This window comes from Alkalihalobacillus sp. R86527, from assembly GCF_042466185.1.
Classification (GTDB): Bacteria; Bacillota; Bacilli; order Bacillales; family Guptibacillaceae; genus Guptibacillus.
The window spans coordinates 207,628-228,203 of record NZ_JAXHBW010000001.1; the positions used below are offsets into that span (position 1 = coordinate 207,628).

Sequence of the window (20,576 nt, forward strand, 5' to 3'; positions counted from 1 at the left end):
AATGGGGAAAGTTGGTTTTTTTAAGTCCATTCATTTTAAGTTTGCAATCGTATATGTTCTCCTTATTCTTATCGCAATTCAATTTATATCGGTGTATTTCAACGATAAGCTTGAGGAACAATTTGAGCAAAACTATATGAACTCTGTTAGAGATCGCGCACAACTGCTCGCTGAAAATGTTTCTAGTCAAATAAACAGTAAGAGTGATGAAGAAAGCAATTCAATATCCAATTTAATAGCGAATTTTAATCAAAAAGAAATACGCCAAATTTATGTTATCAATTCACTTGGACAGATCGTAGGGTCACTATATGATGACGAATTAGTTGGATCCCGATCGACGAATAAATATGTAAACAGTGCTCTAAACGGAATTGATGATGATGCAATATTAGTTGATGAAGATGGAGAGCGTTTTTTTGTATATAGTGCGGCAGTTGAAGGGGATACAAATTCGACTGTAGGTGCAGTTTACATCCAAGCTGATATGGAGCATGTATTTAAGCAAGCGAACGAGGTAAATAAATTACTAGCGCAATCCGCGCTTATAGCTCTAGTATTAACAGGCTTATTAGGAATTGTGATTTCTCGTACGATAACCAGACCGATCTCAGATATGCGTAAGCAAGCGCTTGTTATGGCGCGTGGGGATTTCACACGGAAGGTAAAAGTATATGGGGAAGATGAAATCGGCCAACTTGCGCTAGCCTTTAATGATTTAACAAGAAGGTTACAGGAGGCTAATGCGATTACTGAAGGTGAACGGCGTAAGCTAACGTCAGTTCTTGCATATATGACAGATGGCGTTATCGCTACAGATCGTGAAGGAATGATCATCCTTATGAATGATCGAGCCGAAGAGATGATGGATGTTTCGCGTGAAACAGCTCTAGGTACGCCTTTGAATAAAATCCTCCAATATGCTGAAGAGAAAACCTGGGATGATCTCTACAATGGTCCAGATTCAGTCATTCTTGATTTAAGTAACGACCATCAAACATTTATCATTCGTGTGAACTTTTCCATCATTCATAAAGAAGATGGGCCTATTAATGGTTTGATTGCCGTTCTACACGATATTACAGAGCAAGAGCAGCTAGAGCAAGAACGGAGAGAATTTGTCGTGAACGTCTCTCATGAGCTTCGTACGCCTCTTACAACGATGAGAAGCTACCTTGAAGCTCTTCAAGAAGGAGCGTTATCTGATCCGGAGATTGCGCCACGTTTCTTAAGCGTGACCCAAAATGAAACGGAACGTATGATCAGGCTTGTTAACGATCTTCTCCAACTATCGAAAATGGATAAAAAAGAATATCGTCTTGAATTTAGTGAAATTGACTTTGTAGAAATGTTTGATCAGGTATTAGATCGTTTTGAAATGTCAAAACGGGAAAACATTGAGATCGTGCGTCAACTTCCTACTGCAGCGATCTATACAAGAATCGATCGAGATAAAATGACTCAAGTACTCGATAACATCATTTCGAATGCAATCAAGTATTCTCCAGAGGGTGGTACGATTACAGCTCGTTGTTGGACGATAGGTAAAAAGGTTCGTATAAGTATTAGTGATCAAGGTGTAGGTATTCCAAAGAACAACCTATCCAAAATCTTCGACCGTTTTTACCGAGTTGATAAAGCTCGCTCACGCCAACTTGGCGGTACTGGTCTCGGTTTGGCTATTGCGAAGGAAATGATTAATGCCCATCATGGAGACATCTGGGCAGAAAGTAAGTGGGGAAAAGGGACAACTATTTACTTTACACTTCCTTATAAGCGGATAAGGGAGGCTGAAGACGAATGAGAATGACAAAAAAGCATTTAGAGTCGATTAAAACCATTTTGTTGAACGTCTTAGTTCTTATTAGTCTCGTGTTAACCTGGCAAATCTGGACGTTTGAACCGGAATATGAGAAAGAAACAACGCCTTCTGAAAATAGGACCGTTGGTGTGAAAGAAGTCGAACTTAATCAAGTTATCAAGCCGAATCAAGTTGTTTTTCACCAAAATGATCAGCATTTTACGTCATTTGAACGGAATACGATCGATTCCTATTATACGGATTTCATCTCAGGTACACGGGTGAAGTCTGTGATGATGGTCGATAATGTCGAAAGTTTAGTGAATCGTGATGAAAGTGTAGAATTTGTGTTTCCTATTTCTCTATCGAATGATGTATTGAAGAGCTTAGTTAGTGTTGCAAAAGGGGATATTCCTCTCGAAGTTTTTGATCGGATCATCATACCGTCAGCTCAAACAGGAAAAAACAATGAAGTCATCTTCTTAAATAGCTCAAATCAGAATGGAATGAGAGCAACCGTTGATGTGTCTAGAGATATGAAAGATTGGTTTGATGGTGATTTTTCAACTCTTGAAGAATCTTCAGGGGGAAAAGTGGCTAGAGCCAGGTCATATCAATACAACGACAAGACGCCTGCCTTTTATTTGCCTACAAATGACATTCAGTTGAAATCATATGGTGTTAGCACGGATGAATTGACGAATATTGACTCATTTATCACAGCGCTCTTTCCTGATGAGAATGCGGTAGAAGAAAACACCTATATCAATTCTTCGTCTCTTTATACAGATGGAAGCCGTGATTTGAATTATGATAAACCGAGCGATTATATGGTTTTTCAAAACCCGCAATCTACATCGAGTAACTTCGTTGCAAATGAAGCACCAATAATGAACGCTTATGGATTTATTAACAAGCATTTCGGTTTTCAGGTGAGTGATCCAAATGATGACTACTTTCTCAGTGAATGGGTGACATCATCAAAGCATAAAACAGATCGCATAACATTTAGGTTGAATACACAGGGATACCCTGTATTTAGTCCTTCTCAGGAGGATTTAGATGAAATCGTCGTGACATTAAAAAATAATGAAATAAGCACGTATAAACGGATGCTTAAAGTGATTCAGTACGCAAATGATATCGAAACGAGTACTATCCCTTCCTATGATGAAGTGGTATCTCTATTAGACGAGGGGAATTTCAAAAAGAATGCGATCACTAATTTTACGATTGGGTATACGATCATTCCAAACACATCTGATAACTCATATGACTATAGTCTTGTCCCTCAGTGGTATATTAAATTGAATCAAACGTGGACACCACTGCAGAATTTAGAACAAGGAGGGGACGACTTTGGATTGGAATAGAACAAAAACCATACTCATTCTAACCTTCCTTGTGTTTAATATTTTTCTTGTGAGCAATTTGATTAAGAAACAAACGGCTATGAGCGGTCTTTAGCAATTAAAGCAGGTAACGCTTGAAGAAAAGCTTGCAAGCTATAATGTGACATACAAACAAAAGCCATCTATACAGTCTGAGAACATGCCGTTCATTAGTGGGAAAGTACATGAATTTAATGAACAGGAAGAAAAAACGCTTGAGCAAGGCACGGGTCAAGAAATCGAACTCGATGGAAATAAGTTGATTTCTACATTGGAAAAGCCTTATCCAATTAAGGATCCAAAATTACCTTCAGCTTTTTCCATTTTCTTAGAAACGTATGTGTATGAAGGGTCCAAATACGAGTATTCTCATTCTGCAAATGATAAGAACATTATTTATTTTGTCGAAACATATGAGGATGATCGACCAATATATAATCAGAATTCTGGGATGCTAATCGTTACGATGGAAGATGATAAGGTCATTTCCTACACTCAAACATACCTCAATCTTGATGCAATTACGGATGAGAGAAAGATAGATCCTGCTTCAGACGTGATTGAAGTGTTATTGAATCAACAATATCTTGAGTTAAATGACGTTGTAGAAGATGTTTCTTTAGGGTACTATACGGTTACGACTGAGGACCAAAGAGAGAAGATTGTCTTTGTTCCGACATGGCGTGTTGTGTTAACGAATTCAAAGAAAAAAGATGAAGAGCCTGATGTTTATTATGTAGATGCAATTGAAAAGAATGTTTTCAGTGATTCGAAGGATAATGAAAAGGTCGAAGAAAGTGAAGAGGATGGCAATAATGAAACGAACGATACAACCATTGACCCTTCTACACCACAATCTTCGACAGGGGAAAAGTAGGAGAGGAATGAAATATGTCTCTTAAATTTAGTGTGCTTGCAAGCGGGAGTACAGGAAATGCACTATTTGTAGGTACGGAAAAACAGAAATTTTTGGTTGATGCCGGGCTGAGTGGGAAGAAGCTTGAAGAACTATTAGCTAAAGCTCACATTGATCCTAAGGAAATTGATGGTTTGCTTGTAACACATGAACATAGTGACCATATCAAAGGCCTCGGTATATTTGCACGCCGTTACAAACTACCTATCTATGCGAATGAGAAAACATGGCAGGCGATGGAGCGTTCGATTGGTGAAATTCCACTCGAACAGAAATTTCATTTTGATATGGAGTCCGTTAAAACGTTTCATGATTTAGATGTGGAGTCATTCGGTGTATCTCATGATGCAGCTGAACCTATGTTTTATGTCTTTCACCATGAAGGTAAGAAACTAAGTTTAGCAACCGATCTTGGATACGTTAGTGAAAGGATAAAGGGGACCATTCGTGATTCAGATATGCTTATTTTTGAAGCGAACCATGATATTAATATGTTGATGATGGGAAGGTATCCTTGGAACGTCAAAAGAAGAATTCTTGGAGATATGGGGCACGTATCGAACGAAGATGCAGCAGTGGCCCTTGCAGATATAATCGGTGAAAAAACGAAGCGTATTTATTTAGCCCATTTAAGTAAAGATAATAACATGAAGGACCTGGCAAGATTGTCAGTCCAACAGTCTCTTGAACAAAATGGCTTTAGCGTTGGAGAACAGTTCGATCTCTATGATACGGATCCTACAACTCCTACACTTCTCACAAAAATATGATTCCCGTTCAAGAGTTGAAGTTGGAAGGATAGTCTCACTTAGGTCCACCTTTTTGATAGGAAAGGAAAGGTGAAGAAATTGGGCTTTTATGATGGTGAGGATTATAACCGGACCACCAAACAGAAAGGTAATCGTGGTGGTGCATTAGTTGCTGGGTTTCTAGGTGCTATCTTAGGCGCATTGATCATTCTTTTTACGATTCCAGCATTGTCGGGTCTCGGCGTATTGCCTGAGGTGACATCTCCTGCACCAGAGGAAGAATCAAGCGATGAGCTTGTTCAAGATCCCGTTACAAAGAGCATTAGTGTTGATGTAACGAATGATATTACTTCAGCGGTAGAAAAGGTAAATGAGGCGGTTGTAGGGGTTATTAATCTCCAGAAGACCGATTTCTGGGCTGAAGATTATGGAGAAGCAGGAGCAGGTTCAGGTGTTATCTACAAAAAGCAAGGTGATACAGCTTTCGTTGTCACAAATAATCATGTTGTTCAGGGTGCAAGTCAGATAGAAGTTAGTTTAAGTGCTGAACAACGTGTCTCTGCTGAGCTGGTTGGGACCGATCCACTCATGGATCTTGCAGTGTTAAAGATTCCAGCTGAAAATGTAACAATGGTCGCTGAGTTTGGAGACTCAGATAAACTCAAGCCAGGAGAACCGGCGGTAGCGATTGGGAATCCTTTAGGGTTTCTTGAAGGGACGGTTACGCAAGGCATTGTAAGTAATCCTGAACGCTCATTTCCTGTCGATACAGACCAAAATGGTACGATCGATTGGAATGCTGATGTTATTCAAACAGATGCTTCGATTAACCCTGGGAATAGTGGAGGAGCTCTCATCAACATTTCTGGGCAGTTAATCGGGATCAACTCGATGAAAATTGCGAAATCAAGTGTAGAGGGCATTGGATTTGCCATCCCAATCAATATTGCAGAACCAATCATTAAGGATCTAGAAACTTATGGAGAAGTGAGAAGGCCGCAAATAGGAGTAGGAACAAAATCACTGTCTGAAATTCCAACTTACCATTGGAGTGAATCCTTGAAGCTCCCGATGGATATTGATTTTGGTGTAGTCATCATGAGCGTCTTTCCTACATCATCAGCCTACCAAGCAGGACTTAAAGAACTTGATGTGATTACAGCGATGGATGGTGAAACCATCAAAAATTCTATCGATCTAAGGAAATTCCTATACTCCAAAAAAGAAATTGGAGATACAGTAACGATGACGATCTATCGTGAAGGAAAGAAGCAAAATGTGAAAGTGACGTTATCTGAGCAACAAACCTCATAATCGATAAACAGGAGAGGAAACTCTCCTGTTTACTATGTAAATGAGTTATGCACAGTGGATAACTTAGAAAGGATGATGAATATGAAAATCTATTGTTGTGAAGAACATGTAGAGCTTGCTCTAGATGTGACAGTGGATGAAACAGAGCATTTCCCTGTGCTGGAAAAGCTCGAAAAGAATGAGAAAAACTTGTCCACAACCTGCGAATATTGTAGTAACACTGCCGTATATATGGTGTCGAACTAATATTCGGTCACGATATGTGGATAGAAAATGTGTATATGTGGATAAGTTCTGTTGATAACATGTTTATTAACTGTGGATGTACTGTATAACGAACAACTTGGGGGCAGATGGTTAATATGAATATTAGTATCGTTACGGTTGGTAAATTGAAAGAAAAATACCTTAAGCAAGGAATAGCAGAATACACGAAACGTCTAGGCCCTTTTGCAAAAATAGAGGTGATCGAGGTTCCAGATGAAAAAGCACCTGAGAACCTTAGCGAAGTTGAAATGGTGCAGGTTAAGAATGCTGAAGGAACACGTATACTCTCAAAAATCTCTCAAGATGCTCACGTTATTGCTCTAGCGATAGAAGGGAATATGAAAACTTCTGAAAAACTTGCAAAAGACCTGGACCAGCTTGCTACATATGGAAAAAGTAAAGTAGCGTTTGTGATAGGTGGCTCCCTCGGCTTAAGTGACGACGTTATGAAGAGAGCGAATGATACACTATCCTTTTCGAAGATGACTTTCCCTCATCAGCTTATGAGACTAGTTCTCGTGGAACAGATTTATCGTGCGTTCAAGATTAATCGTGGGGAACCGTACCACAAGTAAATCAGCTCTGAACAAAGCGTTTCTCTTTAGTGAGAAGCGCTTTGATGAGTACAAGGTTGAAGCACGGCATACCCTTAAATATCTGAATACTCATTTTAATCGCTTTTTCTACTCTAGTTTTCATGCAAAACTGTCTAGATCGGTTTTGAAAAGGGTACATATAAGTATAGATATATTTAACAATTGTGAAATTCAAATATGATATGGTTATAATGGAGATAGAAACGGAATGTTCCAAAGTGACGCCTTGCGAGACGTAAGCTTGTGCGCCTACTCTTTATTAAAATTAATAAGATAAGGAAGGATATCATGAGTAACAATCAAAAAAAAGACGTTATCTTAATTGGTGCTGGAGTCATGAGTGCGACTTTGGGGTCATTACTGAAAGAGTTAGCACCGGAATGGAATATAAAAGTATTTGAGAAGCTGGGCAGTGCAGGAGAAGAAAGCTCTAACGAGTGGAATAATGCTGGGACAGGCCATGCCGCCCTTTGTGAGCTGAATTATACATCCGAAAAAGCTGATGGATCCATAGATATTAGTAAAGCTGTAAAAGTAAATGAACAGTTCCAGCTATCAAGGCAGTTTTGGTCATTTCTAGTAAACAAAGGTTTAATTGATAACCCTCAAGATTTTATTATGCCAATCCCTCATATGAGTCTTGTACATGGGGAAGAGAATGTCACGTTTTTGAAAAAGCGTATGGAAGCGTTGTCAACGAAACCTATGTTTCAAGGAATGGAATTTACTGAGGATCCTGAAAAGCTGAAAGAGTGGATCCCATTAATTATGAATGGTCGTACAACGAATGAAGCGATAGCAGCTACGAAAATCGACTCTGGAACAGATGTTAATTTTGGTGCGCTAACCCGTTTGATGTTTGAGAATTTGGAAAGTGAAAACGTTGCCATCAATTATAAGCATAGTGTAGAAGATATTAAGCGTACTAAAGAAGGTACTTGGGAAGTAAAGGTTCAAGATATGGAAAATGATACACTTGGTTATCATTCTGCAGACTTCGTGTTTATTGGAGGAGGAGGAGGCAGCCTCCATCTGTTACAAAAGACAGGAATTCCTGAATCGAAGCATATAGGAGGTTTCCCAGTTAGCGGACTCTTTATGGTTTGTAATAATCCAGAGGTTGTCGAGCAGCATCATGGAAAGGTATATGGTAAAGCGAAGGTTGGAGCACCTCCAATGTCTGTACCGCATCTTGATACAAGATATATAGGCAATAAGAAAACGCTTCTGTTCGGCCCATTTGCTGGCTTTTCACCAAAGTTTTTAAAAGGCGGTTCAAACCTTGACTTGATTAGCTCAGTAAAGCCAAACAACGTCTTAACGATGATGGCGGCTGGCTTAAAAGAAATGGGACTTACTAAATACTTGATTCAACAAGTCATGCAATCTCATGAACAGCGTATGGAAGATATAAGAGAGTTTATTCCAAATGCAAAAGCCGAAGATTGGGAAATTGTCGTAGCAGGTCAACGTGTTCAGGTTATTAAGGATACTGAAAGTGGTGGCAAAGGTACACTACAATTTGGTACAGAAATTGTTAATGCTTCTGATGGCACTATTGCCGCATTACTAGGTGCTTCACCAGGTGCTTCTACAGCTGTTCACGTTATGCTTGAACTTTTTGAAAGGTGCTTTCCTCAACAGATGGCAGATTGGGAACCAAAAATTAAAGAAATGATTCCTTCATTTGGGCTGTCATTAGCTGAGAACCCTGAACTCTTTCAAGAAATTCATTCTTCGACAGCAAATACATTGGGTTTAAATAAAAATGAAGTCGTTTATAGTTAATCTGATGAAATGTAAAGCTAAGCGGGCAAAAAGTTCGCTTAGCTTTTTTTGTGCATCAATAAGGATCACTAAGCTTATGAATAGGAGAAGAGGAGGCAGCCTCCTGTAACAAAACTTAATGTACACGAATATGTGTACATGTTTGCAATCTCGTGTACAAGTACACATTAAAAGTAAACAAGTTTACAATATTGTATACATCCCTTCATTGCGCTATGTGTACATTATTGTATACAAGTACACAATTGATGTTTACTTGTATACGCTTTTGTAAACAAGTAAACAAAAGTGTAAACTAGATAATATGGCTTATTGACGAATGGCGAAATCTTCTATAACTTTTAAATTAATAGTAGAAATACTAGATTCATTTAAATTTGAAAGGGTGGATCGATTTATGAGTAATTCGAGAATCGCTGCAGTTGATGTTGGAAATGACTCTCTAAAAGGAATCTATGGGAAAATTGAATCCGACTTATACATACCAAACGTTATAGCAAGAGATATTGAAGACCGTCCGGTAATTGGAATTGAGGAACTTGACACGAAGGATCCTCTCGATGGTATTCACATTAAAGTACACTCCCCTGCACTTCAGGACAACAATGCAATTTACCGAGTAGGTAACCTTGCGACGACAAGTGATAACCCTACTGAGCTTGATCCAGGTAGCGCTAAATCAGAAGAAGATCAAACTCTGATTATGCTATTTGCATCTCTAGCTTTGGATGCTGTGAATGAAAACAATACAGCGAACTTCAGAAATCAGAATGGCGTAATCGATGCCAATTATACACTAGGTACTGGACTTCCTCTTCGTGAAGTAAAGGAAGGAAAGGACGTTGGTTATCGTTCTAGACTCCTTGGCTCAGTACACCAGGTTGAATTCTTAGTAACTCCTAAACATCAGGGTAAGAAAGTAAACATTAAGTTTGATGAAGTGAAGGTTTATCCTGAAGGATTTGCTGCTTATATTAATCTAGTTATGGATAACGATCTTAACGTTATTAACAAAGACTTAATCGATAAACGCATCCTTATTCAGGATATTGGAGGTTTATCTACTGATATCGCTGTTATTAAAAACAGAAACGTTGATGATGACAAAGCACAAGGATTTAATATCGGTGTAGCGGAATCACTAGAATTAATTCGAGAAGAAATTCGTTCGAAGCATGGAGTTGAGCTTGACAGCAGACGTGATGTCGTTGATATCATCACGAAGAAAAATGATCGTAATCACATTATGGTGCGAGGAAGTCGTACAAGCGTTCATGATATTACTGATCGTATTCTCCTTGAACTTGCTAAAAAGCAATATCGTCACCTTCGTAATGTTTGGCAAAAGAATTCTCAAACAGAAATTTGTTACTTTGTAGGTGGGGGTTCAATCGTTCTTAAGGATTACCTTAAAACGCTTAACAACAACCTTGATGGCTATAATATCGACTTTTTCGAGGACGAAAAAGAAAGCATCTGGATGATGTCCAATGCTTATTATAAGCTAATTTCTGATTACAAAAGAAAGCTTCAAAAAGAGGCATCTAAAGATAAAAAGGAAGACAAGCACAAGGTCAAAAGCTAGGGTGATTTGATGAAAAAGGCGGGGATGACAGGGGTTCAAAGGGGACAGGCTATCACATTTCGGCTGCCCTCTGACACGCCTGATCATATTCTGAAACAATTGCAGAAATTAAAAGAAGAAGAGAAGAGAAACTTTTCAAGTCGCATAGCAGAGTATGTACTTGAAGGTGTTACTCAAACGATCAAAAGAGATAATGAGGCGATTACTGTTCCTCTTCCGAAGAGCTTAAGTAAAGCCCAACGCGATTGGTTGAAGCATGAACACTCTGAGGCTCTTCTAGGCAATATTGTTTATCAGATTTTATCAGATCCTCTTCGTGCAGCTTCCATTTTAGCCACGTTTACTAGTAATTCTCTTGATATTGAAGAAGCTCTTTACTGGCAGGAGAAAGGCTCTCTAGCTTCATATTCACCTGAACGTGATGAAGAAGATCAATCTGTGTCAGAGGTTCAACCTAATGATGATGATTTAATGAATTTTGATTGGAATCAAGCAAAGCAAGAACAAAGTTCATCGATCGAAGAAGACGCTGAAGATAGCGATGAGGATTTGCTTGGTGGTTTCTTAGACAAGATGAATAAATAAGAAAGAGGCAGAAGAGAATTATTCTCTTCTGCCTCTTTCTATCATCTTTGTCGGGCAATAGTGACTAAAGTTTCCGCATAGCATCTGCTACGAACTCTACGTCTGTTCCAACAATGATTTGTAAATTGCGGCTATCAACTTTAATTACCCCTCTAGCACCGTATTTCTTCAATTCAGCTTCATTCACAGCTGATGCATCTTTAATTTGCAAGCGAAGTCGAGTCGTACAGTGATCGATTGAAGAAATGTTATCAATTCCACCGATGCTTCTTACGAAGTGACCAGCCATGAGGTCGTACTTATCCCCTTCAGCAGGTTCATCGTCCCGTGTAATCATGTCTTCATCTTCACGCCCTGGTGTTTTCAAATTGAATGCTCGAATAAGGACATAGAAGATGATGAAGTATAACAATCCATAAACTAGCCCGATTATGAGCAATAAAACAGGCTTTTGTGCTAATCCAAAGTTAAGAAAGTAATCGATGGCCCCTGCCGAGAACCCAAATCCATGATGGATATCTAACACATAAGCAAGAACCATTGAACTTGCGGTTAGAAGTGCGTGAATAACATAGAGAAATGGTGACAAGAACATAAAGGCAAATTCGATTGGTTCTGTGATTCCTGTTAGGAATGAGGCGAAAGCAATCCCGATCAGCATGCCACTTACCTCAGCTCTTCTCTCTCTTTTTGCAGTGGCGATCATTGCTAGACATGCAGCTGGTAAGCCGAACATCATAATCGGGAAGAACCCTGTCATGAAGATGCCGGCAGATGGATCCTCCGCAAAGAAGCGATTGAGGTCACCTGTCGCCCCGTTATATTCTCCGAAAACGAACCACACTAGGCTGTTTAAGACGTGGTGAAGTCCAAATGGGATTAACAGTCGATTTAAGAATCCAAATACCCCTACGCCAAGTGCACCAGCATCTATAATCCACTGCCCGAGTGCATTGATACTATCCTGGATAGGTGGCCATACAAACCCGAATATCCCTGCAAGTATAACCATTGTGGCAGCAGTTATAATCGGTACGAAACGTCTTCCTCCGAAAAACCCAAGCCAACTTGGTAATTTTATATCATGAAAACGATTATATAATAAGCCAGCGACAATCCCGGAGATAATTCCTCCTAGCACTGCCATTTCAATTTCTTTATCGATCGATTGTGCGCCTTGAGTGAGCACGAGATAGCCAATTGCTCCTGATAACCCAGCAGCCCCGCTACCATCCTTAGAAAACCCAATCGCTACTCCAATAGCGAAAATAAGTGCAAGATTATCGAAAATAGCTCCTCCGGCAGCTGCTACGAACGGTATATCCAACAAATCTTCTTGTCCTAAACGAAGCAATAGTGCTGCGGCTGGTAATACTGCGATCGGTAGCATCAACGATTTTCCTATGCGTTGCAAACCTCCTAGCATAACACCTTCAACCTCCTTAATATCATTTTGAAAACGTTTTATCTCCAAATCAATCATAACAACATTTAAATATAGTTGTCTATACCAATTCTATCTATGTCACGAAACCGTCAGCTCATCTGGTATAGACAACTGTACTTTGGGGTGATAAAATTTAATCAACAAGCCTAGGTAAGGAGTTTGATCGTATGAATGAAGACAGTTTTGTTATAGATCAAATAACAATATATGCTGAAAATGAAACGATTAAAAATGGATATGTCAAAGTGAAAAATGGAAAGATTGAGGCTGTTGGTCACTCCGTTAATCTAACAAAGGATTCAGATGAGAGGATCTTTCATGTTCCGGAACAGCTAAGTTTATTGCCAGGTATGATCGATGTGCACATTCATGGTGTGAATGGGGCAGATACGATGGATGCTACTCCTGAAGCCCTAGATACGATTACGAGCACGTTGCCCTCGGAAGGTACAACAAGCTTCCTTGCTACGACGATTACAAACGAATCCTCTACGATCGAGAAAGCTTTGGATAATGTAGGTGAATATATTCTAAATAAGCAAAAACCAGGACAATCAGAAATTATAGGGGTTCATTTAGAAGGTCCTTTTATTAATAAAGTTCGTGCGGGTGCGCAACCTTTTTATGCTATACAGCAACCAAACATCGATTTGTTCAAACAATGGAACAAACGAGCACTTGGTACAATTAAGCTTGTGACATTAGCGCCAGAACTAGACAGTGGGGTAGAGTTTGTTCGCTATTTATCTAATGAAGGTGTTGTTGCTTCGATCGGTCACTCTGATGCAACACATGAGCAGGTTCAACTAGCAGTTGATAACGGGGCGACTCATGTAACACATCTCTACAATGGAATGAGAGGTCTTCATCATCGGGAGCCAGGTGTAGCTGGTGCTGCCTTATTGTTGCGTGAACTTAGAACAGAGCTTATTGCGGATGGTCATCATGTACGCCCTGAAATGATCGATTTAGCTTACCGCCAAAAAACCGATGAAGGAATTGTATTGATTACAGATTCAATGCGTGCAAAGTGCTTGAAGAACGGAAGCTATGACCTTGGTGGTCAGGATGTTATCGTCCAAGATGGGAAAGCCGTATTAGAGAATGGAACGTTAGCTGGAAGCGTTCTAAAAATGAACGAGGCTCTGAATAACATTCAGGAATTCACTGGCTGTTCCCTAGAAAGTGCGATAAAAATGGCTGCTGAAAATCCAGCTCGTCAATTAGGTGTTTATGATCGTAAAGGCAGTATTGCTGTTGGCAAGGACGCAGACCTCATCCTACTCGATGAACAAGGAGAAATCTTTGCGACATTCTGTAAAGGTGTAAGAGCGCAAACAAAATAAGGAGGGGGCAGTATGAGAGTAATAGAAGCAGAGGATTATCAGGAACTCAGTAATATAGCAGCTGACTTCTTTATTAATAAAGTAAAAGAAAATCCGGAAATAACACTCGGATTGGCAACTGGTGGCACACCTAAAGGGACATACAGGAAAATGGTGGAGGATCATGACAAACACGGTACCTCTTATCGTTCTGTAACAACATTTAACTTAGATGAATATGTAGGTCTAGATTCAGACCATCCAAATAGTTACTATCAATTTATGGAGACTCATCTTTTTAATGAGATCGATCTTCCGTTTCGTCAAAAGCACCTTCCAAATGGCGTTGCGAAGGATATTTATAAAGAATGTATCGAATATGAACGAACGATCGAACAGTGTGGTGGAATCGATGTGCAACTTCTTGGTTTAGGAAGCAATGGACATATCGGATTTAATGAACCCGGAACTGCTTTTGAAACTATGACTCATGTAGTTGAGCTTACACAATCGACGCGTCAGGCCAATGCTCGCTTTTTCAATCAACTCGATGAGGTTCCACAGAGAGCAATAACGATGGGCATTTCGACGATTATGCAGAGTAAGGAAATCGTATTGTTGGTATCAGGAGAGTCGAAGCAACATGCGTTACAACAGTTACTTACTAGACAAAGTGATGAGGGGTTTCCTGCTTCCGTTTTAACAAAACACCCTCATGTTACAATAATTGCTGATCGAAAAGCATTGTCAGGGATTCCTGTAAACGGCTGAAAGGAGAATCATACGAATGATTGATAAAACATCCCCTTTACCAATTTATTATCAACTTGTAGAACTAATCAAAGGGATGATCGAAAAGGGAGAGCTTAAGGCGGGTGATTCACTTCCTTCTGAACGAGAATATGCAGAAAGGTTCAAAATCAGCCGAATGACAGTGAGACAGGCGATCACTGAGCTTGTGAATTCTGGCTACCTGTTTCGTCAAAAAGGGGTAGGTACATTTGTTGCTGAGAAGAAGATTGAGCAACAGCTTTTAGGGTTGACCAGCTTTACTGAAGATATGCAGAGCAGAGGAATGGTCCCTAGTAGCAAGTTGATCAGTTTTGAAATCGTTTCGTCACCTGCATCAATTTCTGAACAGTTGAACATACAAGAGCATGCTCCTGTGTATGAAATCAAACGTGTCAGGCTTGCGGATGGTATTCCGATGGCGCTAGAAACCACTTTCATATCTGCAAACCTTGTGAAAGGGATAACGGAAGATACCGTTAGTCAATCACTTTATGATTATATTGAGAAACAATTATCAATAAAGATTGGCGAGGCGACACAAGTACTCGAGTCGTCCGTCGCAACACAACAAGAGTCTCAGTTCCTTAAGATTAAAAAAGGTTCCCCTATCTTGCTTATACAAAGAAACACAAAACTTGCAGATGAAACTCCTCTAGAGGTTGTGAAATCATCTTATAGGGCCGATCGTTACAAGTTTATGATCACATTGAAGCGGTAATCGACAGGAGGCATAGGTATGCTCTCGGAATACTTTGCAGAAATAAAACATGCACTGGATGTTATTGAAAATGATGAACGTCAAACGATAGATCAAGCAGTAAAGGTAATGACTGAAGTGGTCGAATCAGGTAACATCATTCATGTGTTTGGTTGTGGGCATTCCCATATGATGGCTGAGGAGATGTTCTATCGAGCGGGAGGCTTAGCACCTGTGCGTCCTATACTGATCGAGGAATTAATGCTCCATCAAGGAGGTAGCAAGTCTTCAAAGTACGAGCGAATGAATGGGTTTGCGGAAACCTTTATGAAAGAGCAAGATATTAGGAATGGCGATGTTGTTATCGTAGTATCTAACTCAGGACGAAATCCAGTACCAGTAGATGTTGGGCGTATCAGTAAGGAGAAGGGCGCATTCGTAATAGGATTGACGTCCTTAGAAGCAAGTGAAGATCAACCCTCTCGCCATAAAGAAGGCATTTATTTAAAAGATGCCGTGGACCTTGTACTCGATAACCATATTAAACCAGGGGATACGGTATTTTCGCTTGAAAACAGAGGCTTTTCCTATGCTCCTCTTTCATCAGTTATCGGGATGGCGCTACTCAATGGTATCGTTGCTCAAGTAATCGATCGTATGATCGCTGGTGGAAAAGAACCTCCTGTATTTCGTAGTGGCAATATCGATGGATCAGATTCTCATAACAAGAAGTTAATCGATGATTATCAAGCAAGAATTTCACTACTGTAATGCTAGTCATAACGCACATATAAAAGGAGGAACGTGTTCTTGTATCTCTCGATAAAAGAAACGGCTGAATATTTATCATTACCTGAAGAATATATTGAAACGCTGATTCGCGAAAAGCGTATCCGAGTCATTCATGACGGCGATCAATATTTGATTTATAAAGAGCAATTTAATACTCACTTAGAACAATTAGAGAAATATAAGAAAAGGATGGAAGAAGAAATGAACGAGCCTCTTCCAGAAGACCCCGATGTGAAAGATGAAGATTGATAGCTAGTGGTCGTTCACTTCACTTCGTTTATGATTTCTTAATCCGGGAATAGCCTCTTTATAAAGGGAGGCATTCGTTATGAAGAAATTAATCAAACGAGCAATCAAGTATGGTCCCATGATTTATCCGATTGTGAGAAAAATGAGAAACAAAAGCAAAGCAAAACGCATGTAAATAAACCCCGGGACTCTCCGGGGTTTTTGGTTTGTCTATCTCTTTAATACGTGGTTACTTGGAATAGTTTTTGAAGAATATACATGATGTATTTAAATGCCGATAACGTGTTTTGATACTTTGAATATTCAACTGTGTATACGCCGTCCTCATTATTCCATATTCGTTCAAAGTAATGATCGACGTCTTGGACAAGCTTAGAATCATTCGATGCTTTCAGGTGAATATTAGACTCCATGTTATAGTCATCCATATTTCTTGATGTATAGTTTCCTGATCCTCCTATTATCGTACTTTCCTCTTTCCCTTTCACATACAACATTTTCGTATGAAATTGTTCTTTATTCGTATCATACCAGCGGATCTTTAAGTAGTTGTCACCTTGTTTGTGGAGTTCCCCGGTAATCGGCAGGTTTGGCAACCCCATCTTCTGATGACCGAAAGCGTTTTGGTTTGGGTCAAGAACCATTCGCACCATAACTTTTCTCTCAGTGGCGTCAACGATTGCATCGATAATATCCCGGTCAGCTAGATAAAACATACCAATGTTGATTTCATCGCCTTCTTTAGCGTCGTCGATCGCAGTAACAACACTATCTTGTATCTTACTTTCAGTGACGATCTGTCCTTTAACATTAGATTGTTTTTCTTTTTCCGTTGATTGCACAGCAGGGAGCTCTGGAAACCTTGATAAATCTCCTCCAGAAAAAGCAGCGACCGCTTTCTCAGATCGAATCAAGTCATTGAGAATTTTCCCTTTTACTTTGAAGGCGATATTCGAATGAAACCCACTCGCATCATGAGGGTTAGCTGACATAATGATTCCTTCATCCTCGGTCATAACTGTTTTTCGATGATTTGCTTTAATGTTAAATAAATCTAAGTAGGAGCGCATCGTGACTTTTGGGGCAGACGATGCTAGTGGGTTAGGAATCCAGCCAGGACCGCTCTTACCGAACCATGAGAACGTCATACGCCATAGTCCTGAATAGAATAGGTTAGGATCTCGCAAACGATTCAAGTCCGTATAAATAACTTCTGCTCCCATCTCCTTTAATTTGTTGATTTGTGGAGCGGTATGAGAATTATACGACGTATTGATTTCATCGCTTATTAAAACCACTTTTAGTGATGGGTTTTCCTCCATCACTTCTATGACAGAGTTCGATAACCGCTCACTAATTTTAGGATAATCTCTTTTCCCATCCGTAAATCCATTGAACAAAAAAAGATCTAGCACGAGGAAATCATCTGCTTCCTTAATTGTGTTGTTCACTTCATCGAAAATAGAGTGATCATAGACTTCTTTACCATCTTTGTCATATGTTAAATCGTATAAAAACTCTATATCATCTTCTTGCAAAGAGTGCACTTCCGAAGCGTACGATATTCCTTCAGGGAGTGGTTTAAAACGATGATAAAGTAACATACCACAATAAATAAGAAGGAAGATACTTAATGCAATCCAGCGTTTTTTCTTATACCATGACTTTTTCTTCATTAGGCGGACTCCTCGAAATTGTTTACTGTTCTTATACCCTCAAGGCTACGCGTTAATCCTCTTCAGGAAAGAAAGAGAAGCCGTTTCTGAAACCTTTTTATGGAAAATGCGTAGTACATAGTAACAATCAAAAGAAAAAGGGGGAAGTAAGATGGAAAAACAACGAGATAAAGTTCTCTCCTTAAAGGGGTTAACAAAAAAATATGGCGATAAACTTGTCCTTGATGAAATAGACCTGGATGTCTATAAAGGACAGATTATTGGTTACATAGGACCGAACGGTGCGGGTAAAAGTACGACGGTGAAAATTATGTTAGGGCTTGAAGGGTCTTACGAAGGTGAAATAGAGATATTTGGAGACAATATAAAAGATAATCAGGTGGATTATAAATATAGAATTGGTTATGTCCCAGAAATGGCTGACATTTATGATAATTTATCAGCGAGAGAATATCTCTCCTTTACGGGTGAGTTGTATGGAATGGACCCGGAGGAAGCAGAAACAAAAGCAAGAGAGTTAATGAAAATATTTGATCTTGAAGAAGTGTATGATTCTCGAATTTCTTCTTATTCGAAAGGCATGAAGCAAAAGGTATTGCTCATTTCGAGTTTATTGCATGACCCAGATCTATTGTTTCTAGATGAACCGATCAATGGCCTGGATGCGAATAGTGTGATGATTTTCAAAGAGATTCTTGCAAAGCTATCTGAGCAAGGAAAAACGATTTTCTATTCTTCTCATATCATGGAAGTCGTGGAGAAAATCAGCAGTCGTATTTTGCTTCTTAATGAAGGAAAGATTGTAGCAGATGGGAGTTTTGAAGAACTTCGACAGAAGAATAAAGAAGGTTCATTAGAAGAAATCTTTAATCAGTTAACAGGATTTAAGGAATATAAAGATCTATCTGAGGAATTTGTACAAATCGTACAACGTGATAAAACATGAAGAATTTCAATTCGTTAAAGCTGTTGGATGTATTTAAGGTGCTTTTTGAGAAATTAGGAATCGATTATGGTACGATGCGCCGTATTCTACAAGTGAAGCTTACGATGGACGGAAGACGAACGTCTACTGTCATGAGTCAAAACATGGGAAATAGTAAGAAGAGTGATAGTAACCAGTTTTTAAAATCTCTCTGGTTTTATGCGTTTACCGGTTTGACCCTTGTTCCAATCTTGTTTGTTGGTGAAAACTACATGTTCCAAGTGAGTATAATCATTGGGGTATTCATGTTTTTAATCATGACAACGATGATTTCTGATTTTTCTTCAGTATTACTAGATGTAAGAGATCAAACGATTCTTGGAACAAGGCCCGTTAATAGTAAAACGATCAGTGCATCAAAGGCGATCCATGTAACGATTTACTTGTTCTTCATAACGGTTGCAATGATAAGTACATCTCTTATCGTTGGTACGATTCGACATGGCTTTTTATTTGGGGTGTTGTTCATCCTGACGATCCTATTCACCAACCTGTTTATTGTTGCTATCACAGCGATGCTCTATTATGTTATTTTGAAGCTCTTCGGTGGAGAGCGACTGAGGGATATGATTAATTATGTTCAGATCGGATTGTCTATTACCATCGTGCTTGGCTATCAAGTCGTAGCCCGTGCATTTGAAATCGTAGAGTTTGAAGCGCAATTCACACCTGAATGGTGGACGGTGTTATTACCTCCCGTGTGGTTCAGTGCGCCGTTCGCGGTCGTATTGAACGGTGAGACAGGACCGTACTACTTTATACTTTCTGCGTTAGCAGTTGTAGTTCCTGTACTTTCATTTGTGGCGTATACAAAGATACTTCCTACATACGAAGAAAATCTAGTGAAATTAATGGATCAAACGACCAAGAGTTCAAAACGGAATAGGTTCGGCCTCTTTAAACGTCTCGCCTCTTTGGTTACTCGAAGTAAAGAAGAACATGCTTTTTATCGCTTCGCAGAGAAAATGCTTAAGAATGAACGAGAGCTTAAACTAAAGATTTACCCATCGCTAGGGTTCGCGATGATCTTTCCCTTTGTTTTTCTTTATAATAATTATTCAGCAGCGGGATCTTTCGAAATGTTAGGACAGGGGAAATCGTATCTTTCGATTTATGCTGCGTTGATGATGATTCCAGGTGTCGTCATCATGCTTCAATATTCTAGCAAGAGTAAGGGAGCGTGGATCTACCATGTGGCGCCGGTGGCAGATTTAACCAATAGTATAAAAGGAACGCTTAAAGCTCTTCTCATTCGTTTGTTTCTGCCATTGTTCATCGTTCTTAGTGTCCTTTATACAGTGATTTTTGGTATTCGGATTCTCCCTGACCTCCTCATTGTTTTTCTATTAACTTTCATTTATAGCGTGGTTTGCTTTAAGTTAATTAAAGGAACACTACCTTTCTCTGAACCTTTCGAGAGAGCAAGTCAAGGTGATGGATGGAAAACCTTGCCCTTCATTTTACTAATCCCTTTATTAGGATTCATTCACTATGGAGCAACATTTGTACCATTTGGGGTGTGGATCTATCTACTACTTGCATTAGTCATGACACCGCTTATTTGGAAACTAGGATTGAAAAGAAACCCCTCTGCATGAGGGGTTTCTTTATATTTGAGCTT

General features: G+C 39.4%; 18 protein-coding genes and 1 pseudogene. 17 read left to right on the plus strand and 2 right to left on the minus strand.

All coding sequences use genetic code 11. The annotated features are described in order from the left end of the window. Position 1: 1 nt before the first annotated feature. The 10 genes and pseudogenes from walK (at position 2) to SJY16_RS01195 (ending at position 10,992) form a co-directional block, all read left to right on the plus strand. Positions 2-1,804 carry a cell wall metabolism sensor histidine kinase WalK gene (gene walK, locus SJY16_RS01150; protein WP_377887229.1) on the plus strand — a complete coding sequence of 601 codons (1,803 nt, stop codon included), beginning with the start codon at positions 2-4 and terminating at the stop codon, positions 1,802-1,804. Continuing rightward, positions 1,801-3,174, plus strand: a complete 1,374-nt coding sequence (locus SJY16_RS01155; protein WP_377887230.1) for a YycH family regulatory protein — start codon at positions 1,801-1,803, stop codon at positions 3,172-3,174. The genes walK and SJY16_RS01155 overlap by 4 nt, the downstream gene beginning before the upstream one ends. Before the next feature lie 118 nt (positions 3,175-3,292). Then, positions 3,293-4,069, plus strand: a pseudogene (gene yycI / locus SJY16_RS01160) (two-component system regulatory protein YycI); the annotation flags it as partial. A 14-nt stretch (positions 4,070-4,083) separates the two neighbouring features. Continuing rightward, positions 4,084-4,878 (plus strand): MBL fold metallo-hydrolase, encoded by a 795-nt coding sequence (locus tag SJY16_RS01165; protein ID WP_377887231.1) that lies wholly within the window; start codon positions 4,084-4,086, stop codon positions 4,876-4,878. A 78-nt stretch (positions 4,879-4,956) separates the two neighbouring features. Continuing rightward, positions 4,957-6,171: a S1C family serine protease gene (locus SJY16_RS01170; protein ID WP_377892005.1), complete on the plus strand. Its 1,215-nt coding sequence runs from the start codon at positions 4,957-4,959 to the stop codon at positions 6,169-6,171. Positions 6,172-6,252: 81 nt separating this feature from the next. Further along, a complete protein-coding gene (locus tag SJY16_RS01175) occupies positions 6,253-6,417 on the plus strand; it encodes a CxxH/CxxC protein (protein ID WP_377887232.1) in 165 nt (54 codons plus the stop codon). A gap of 116 nt (positions 6,418-6,533) precedes the next feature. Then, a complete protein-coding gene (rlmH, locus tag SJY16_RS01180) occupies positions 6,534-7,013 on the plus strand; it encodes a 23S rRNA (pseudouridine(1915)-N(3))-methyltransferase RlmH (RefSeq protein ID WP_377887233.1) in 480 nt (159 codons plus the stop codon). A gap of 264 nt (positions 7,014-7,277) precedes the next feature. Further along, entirely contained in the window at positions 7,278-8,822 is a 1,545-nt protein-coding gene (gene mqo / locus SJY16_RS01185) for a malate dehydrogenase (quinone) (protein ID WP_377887234.1), read from the plus strand. A 397-nt stretch (positions 8,823-9,219) separates the two neighbouring features. After that, positions 9,220-10,407 (plus strand): Alp7A family actin-like protein, encoded by a 1,188-nt coding sequence (locus tag SJY16_RS01190; protein WP_377887235.1) that lies wholly within the window; start codon positions 9,220-9,222, stop codon positions 10,405-10,407. A 9-nt stretch (positions 10,408-10,416) separates the two neighbouring features. Then, on the plus strand, positions 10,417-10,992 hold the full coding sequence (locus SJY16_RS01195; protein ID WP_377887237.1) for a hypothetical protein: 576 nt from the start codon (positions 10,417-10,419) through the stop codon (positions 10,990-10,992). Positions 10,993-11,056: 64 nt separating this feature from the next. On the opposite strand, the gene nagE is transcribed toward SJY16_RS01195, so the two are convergent. Then, positions 11,057-12,418, minus strand: coding sequence for an N-acetylglucosamine-specific PTS transporter subunit IIBC (gene nagE, locus SJY16_RS01200; RefSeq protein ID WP_377887239.1), 1,362 nt, complete (start codon positions 12,416-12,418; stop codon positions 11,057-11,059). Between the two features lie 188 nt (positions 12,419-12,606). Here nagE and nagA point away from each other — a divergent pair, with 188 nt between their 5' ends. Genes nagA through SJY16_RS01225 form a run of 5 tightly spaced genes read left to right on the plus strand, consistent with a single transcriptional unit; the run spans position 12,607 to position 16,294 of the window. Further along, positions 12,607-13,785: an N-acetylglucosamine-6-phosphate deacetylase gene (gene nagA / locus SJY16_RS01205; protein ID WP_377887240.1), complete on the plus strand. Its 1,179-nt coding sequence runs from the start codon at positions 12,607-12,609 to the stop codon at positions 13,783-13,785. A 12-nt stretch (positions 13,786-13,797) separates the two neighbouring features. Further along, positions 13,798-14,535, plus strand: a complete 738-nt coding sequence (gene nagB / locus SJY16_RS01210; RefSeq protein WP_377887242.1) for a glucosamine-6-phosphate deaminase — start codon at positions 13,798-13,800, stop codon at positions 14,533-14,535. A 16-nt stretch (positions 14,536-14,551) separates the two neighbouring features. Continuing rightward, positions 14,552-15,274, plus strand: coding sequence for a GntR family transcriptional regulator (locus tag SJY16_RS01215; protein WP_377887243.1), 723 nt, complete (start codon positions 14,552-14,554; stop codon positions 15,272-15,274). A gap of 18 nt (positions 15,275-15,292) precedes the next feature. Next, positions 15,293-16,024, plus strand: coding sequence for an SIS domain-containing protein (locus SJY16_RS01220; protein WP_377887244.1), 732 nt, complete (start codon positions 15,293-15,295; stop codon positions 16,022-16,024). 39 nt (positions 16,025-16,063) lie between these two features. Beyond that, on the plus strand, positions 16,064-16,294 hold the full coding sequence (locus SJY16_RS01225) for an excisionase family DNA-binding protein (protein ID WP_377887245.1): 231 nt from the start codon (positions 16,064-16,066) through the stop codon (positions 16,292-16,294). A 218-nt stretch (positions 16,295-16,512) separates the two neighbouring features. Here SJY16_RS01225 and SJY16_RS01230 read toward each other — a convergent pair whose 3' ends face one another. Next, positions 16,513-17,970, minus strand: coding sequence for a phospholipase D family protein (locus SJY16_RS01230; RefSeq protein WP_377887246.1), 1,458 nt, complete (start codon positions 17,968-17,970; stop codon positions 16,513-16,515). A 151-nt stretch (positions 17,971-18,121) separates the two neighbouring features. On the opposite strand from SJY16_RS01230, the gene SJY16_RS01235 reads away from it, so the two are divergent. Together SJY16_RS01235 and SJY16_RS01240 are read left to right on the plus strand one after the other, a co-directional pair. Then, positions 18,122-18,916, plus strand: a complete 795-nt coding sequence (locus SJY16_RS01235) for an ABC transporter ATP-binding protein (protein WP_377887247.1) — start codon at positions 18,122-18,124, stop codon at positions 18,914-18,916. Beyond that, positions 18,913-20,553 carry a hypothetical protein gene (locus SJY16_RS01240; protein WP_377887248.1) on the plus strand — a complete coding sequence of 547 codons (1,641 nt, stop codon included), beginning with the start codon at positions 18,913-18,915 and terminating at the stop codon, positions 20,551-20,553. The genes SJY16_RS01235 and SJY16_RS01240 overlap by 4 nt, the downstream gene beginning before the upstream one ends. The last annotated feature ends 23 nt before the right edge of the window (positions 20,554-20,576 follow it).

Bases quoted from the DNA above. Each gene is read 5' to 3' on its own strand.
- walK (WP_377887229.1), top strand. From the start codon at position 2: ATGGGGAAAGTTGGTTTTTTTAAGTCCATTCATTTTAAGTTTGCAATC.
- SJY16_RS01155 (WP_377887230.1), top strand. From the start codon at position 1,801: ATGAGAATGACAAAAAAGCATTTAGAGTCGATTAAAACCATTTTGTTG.
- SJY16_RS01165 (WP_377887231.1), top strand. From the start codon at position 4,084: ATGTCTCTTAAATTTAGTGTGCTTGCAAGCGGGAGTACAGGAAATGCA.
- SJY16_RS01175 (WP_377887232.1), top strand. From the start codon at position 6,253: ATGAAAATCTATTGTTGTGAAGAACATGTAGAGCTTGCTCTAGATGTG.
- rlmH (WP_377887233.1), top strand. From the start codon at position 6,534: ATGAATATTAGTATCGTTACGGTTGGTAAATTGAAAGAAAAATACCTT.
- SJY16_RS01190 (WP_377887235.1), top strand. From the start codon at position 9,220: ATGAGTAATTCGAGAATCGCTGCAGTTGATGTTGGAAATGACTCTCTA.
- SJY16_RS01195 (WP_377887237.1), top strand. From the start codon at position 10,417: ATGAAAAAGGCGGGGATGACAGGGGTTCAAAGGGGACAGGCTATCACA.
- nagE (WP_377887239.1), bottom strand. From the start codon at position 12,418: ATGCTAGGAGGTTTGCAACGCATAGGAAAATCGTTGATGCTACCGATC.
- nagA (WP_377887240.1), top strand. From the start codon at position 12,607: ATGAATGAAGACAGTTTTGTTATAGATCAAATAACAATATATGCTGAA.
- nagB (WP_377887242.1), top strand. From the start codon at position 13,798: ATGAGAGTAATAGAAGCAGAGGATTATCAGGAACTCAGTAATATAGCA.
- SJY16_RS01215 (WP_377887243.1), top strand. From the start codon at position 14,552: ATGATTGATAAAACATCCCCTTTACCAATTTATTATCAACTTGTAGAA.
- SJY16_RS01220 (WP_377887244.1), top strand. From the start codon at position 15,293: ATGCTCTCGGAATACTTTGCAGAAATAAAACATGCACTGGATGTTATT.
- SJY16_RS01230 (WP_377887246.1), bottom strand. From the start codon at position 17,970: ATGAAGAAAAAGTCATGGTATAAGAAAAAACGCTGGATTGCATTAAGT.
- SJY16_RS01235 (WP_377887247.1), top strand. From the start codon at position 18,122: ATGGAAAAACAACGAGATAAAGTTCTCTCCTTAAAGGGGTTAACAAAA.
- SJY16_RS01240 (WP_377887248.1), top strand. From the start codon at position 18,913: ATGAAGAATTTCAATTCGTTAAAGCTGTTGGATGTATTTAAGGTGCTT.